The sequence below is a fragment of the Pseudomonadota bacterium genome, from assembly GCA_022361155.1.
GTDB lineage: Bacteria > Myxococcota_A > Polyangia > Polyangiales > JAKSBK01 > JAKSBK01.
Genome location: JAKSBK010000169.1, coordinates 1 through 2676 on the forward strand (window position 1 = coordinate 1; position 2676 = coordinate 2676).

At 65.0% G+C, this 2676-nt stretch carries 3 protein-coding genes; 1 reads left to right on the forward strand and 2 read right to left on the reverse strand.

Annotated elements, in window-relative coordinates:
- Positions 1-201: 201 nt before the first annotated feature.
- On the forward strand, positions 202-1722 hold the full coding sequence (locus tag MJD61_06145; GenBank protein MCG8554855.1) for an insulinase family protein: 1521 nt from the start codon (positions 202-204) through the stop codon (positions 1720-1722).
- Here the strand turns inward: MJD61_06145 and MJD61_06150 are convergent.
- Both MJD61_06150 and MJD61_06155 read right to left on the reverse strand, forming a co-directional pair.
- The gene (locus MJD61_06150; GenBank protein ID MCG8554856.1) at positions 1719-2303 is read right to left on the reverse strand and encodes a CBS domain-containing protein; all 585 of its coding nucleotides are present in this window, start codon (positions 2301-2303) and stop codon (positions 1719-1721) included. The genes MJD61_06145 and MJD61_06150 overlap by 4 nt on opposite strands.
- 32 nt (positions 2304-2335) lie before the next feature.
- Positions 2336-2676: hypothetical protein (locus MJD61_06155; GenBank protein ID MCG8554857.1), on the reverse strand; the 341-nt coding region annotated here is incomplete at its 5' end.

The window sequence follows — 2676 nt, forward strand, 5'->3', positions numbered from 1 at the left end:
CCCCGTCGCCCCCCGGGGACCACTGACATGCCGAGCGCGTGGTCACCTGCGGCCAGGGAGTGTCGTCAAAATACTCCCGTCGCTCCCGAGGCCCTCGAAATCGTGGGGTCTCCCGCCGCTCCTCAACGATGCACCACATCGCCTCGTCACGGCGAAGACTCCCACGATTCCGATCATCCTCGAGCTCTCGGTCCGATCTTGATGACACTGCCTCGCGCACGTCGCGCCATGCTCTGCAGCGCCGGCAGATGCATGCTCAGCAGCCTGATCGCGGCGTGCTCGGGAGCCTCGGCCCCGGCCCTCAAGGGCAGCGCGTCCGACAACGGCGGCGCAGCGCATGCAGCCGCCGTATCGGTGCCCGAGTCGGAACGCTGGCGAAAGAAGCAACCGGCTCCGGGACAGCCGCCTGCCATCGTCCCGCCAAAGTTCAGCCAGGCGAAGTTGCTGAACGGGCTCACCGTAGTGGTCAGCGAAAACCCGCAGCTTCCGACCGTCACCGTGAGCGTGGTAATGCGTGCGGGGAGCGCCGCCGAACCAAGAAGCAAGGCCGGCCTGGCAGACTTGAGCTACGAGCTGCTACTCGAGGGCGCGGGCGAACGCAACGCGGACGAGCTGGCCGAGGCGTTCGCGGACCTGGGTACCACAACCTCGGTCAAGTCGGGAGCGGATGGCGCCCGGATCTCTGCTGCGGTACTGAGCAGCAATCTGCAGGGCGCGATCGCACTGCTAGCCGATGTCGTACAGCGCCCTCGCATGCGGGAGGCGAACTTTCAGCGCCGCAAGTCGTCGCAGCTTGCCAACCTCGCCCAGCTGAGCGGACACCCCCGATACCTGGCCGACCTCGCGTTTGCGCCGCTCGTGTTCGGCGGGCCGCATCCGTACGGCCACCTCGGCAAGGGTACGATCCACAGCGTCAAAGCACTACGGCTGCAGGACGCCAAAGCGTTCTACAAGCGCCATGTCGGCCCGAAGAACACAGCCCTGGTATTCGCTGGCGACGTCTCGCTCGAAACCGCCACGAATCTGGCACAGGAGCACTTCGCCAACTGGAGGCATCCAGTCAAAGCGGTCCGCGCTCCTAAGAGGGCACCGGTCCGCAAGCGCTCCAGTATCATCCTGGTGCCTAAGACGGGCCTGTCTCAGAGCGTGATCGTGGCTGGACGCCCGGCCGTGCCTTCGGGACATCCGGACGAGTGGGCCCTGCGGCTGGCCAACGCGGTCTACGGAGGTCTGTTCGGCAGCCGCTTGAACATGAACTTGCGGGAGGACAAGGGCTACACCTACGGCGCGCGCTCCCGGGTTGAAGCGCGCCGAGGCACAGGACCGCTCGTCATCTCGACTGCGGTACGAGCCGATGTCACCGCGCCTTCGGTCAAAGAGCTGTTCAACGAGCTCGAAGCGCTTGTGTCGCGACCCATCACAGAGTCCGAGATGCAGGCCGCGCGCGAAGCAACGATGCGTTCGCTCCCGGGCCAGTTCGAGACCAACGCCGGGTTGGCTGCCGCCGCCGCCCGACTGTACCTCGGCGACCTGCCTCTCGACCGATACCAGCGCATGCTGGCTGCCTACCGGGACATGAACCTTCAAACCGTACGTAGCGCCGCTCGACGCTATTTCACGCCGAGCAAGATCCAGCTGGTCCTGGTCGGCGACCCGGCATCGATCAAGAAGCCGGTCAGCGCGCTAGGCATCGGTCGGCTGGTGAGCGAGGCGGGTCCTTAGGCCCAGAGCTCCACGGGCGCGTGAGCCACAACCCAACGCAAGATATCGCTGCGTGTAACGATGCCGAGCAGCTCAGGGATGTCACTGACGACCGGCATGGCCCCGGCCCGCTCCTGCAACATCACTTGCGCCACCTGGCGCAAGGGGGTTTCGGGGTGTGTGCTCAGCACATTTTGACGCATAATGGCGCTGACGGGAGTAGCATCAGGGTGGGCCGCATCGCGACTCATGGCCATGTGACGCAGCGCGTCACGCTCGGAGAGCATGCCTACGAGCTTACCCTCGCTCATCACCGGGACGTGACGCAGTCCCCGCCGACGCAGCAAGGCCAGCACCCGCTGCAGCATGGCAGCGGGATTGACGGTTACGACCGGCGAGCTCATGACATCCCGCGCAAAGGTCTGCCCAAAGCGCTGCATGCTCTGGTAGGCGTACAGCGCCCCCTGGCGTTGAGGCTGCGATTCGCCCGAAACGGGTCCAGCCTTGCCGGCACGCCGTGGCGCCCCGATCAACGGACGTTCCGATGGGCCAACCGGCACGTGCTTGCGCCGCAGACCCATGACATCCCACACGTGAAACATCGTTGAGAATCCCGCCTTAGGGCCGCGGACCCTTAGAACTTGTGGCTCATCCCTAAGCGGAAGTAGAACTTGGTGTCGCGTTCCACCAAACCAAAAAGGTCGCCGTAGATGCGGCGAGACGCTTGGGGGGCGGCGAGCACGCCCTCTGTATGAACCCATACGTTCATCTTACGCCCCAACACGAACTCGAGCGTACCCCCCAGTCGCAAGCGGCTCTGCGTCTGCCGCTCCACGCTGTTGGGATCGGGCATCATGTTGGGCATGGTCCCGACGACCACGTCCGAATTCGCCGCCGTGTAGGGGTAGTCGTCGGAGTATAGGGCGAGACCACCGAATAGCGTGAACGCGCCGCGATCGGTGAAAAACATGGATC

Bases quoted from the DNA above. Each gene is read 5' to 3' on its own strand.
- MJD61_06150 (MCG8554856.1), bottom strand. From the start codon at position 2,303: ATGTTTCACGTGTGGGATGTCATGGGTCTGCGGCGCAAGCACGTGCCG.
- MJD61_06145 (MCG8554855.1), top strand. From the start codon at position 202: ATGACACTGCCTCGCGCACGTCGCGCCATGCTCTGCAGCGCCGGCAGA.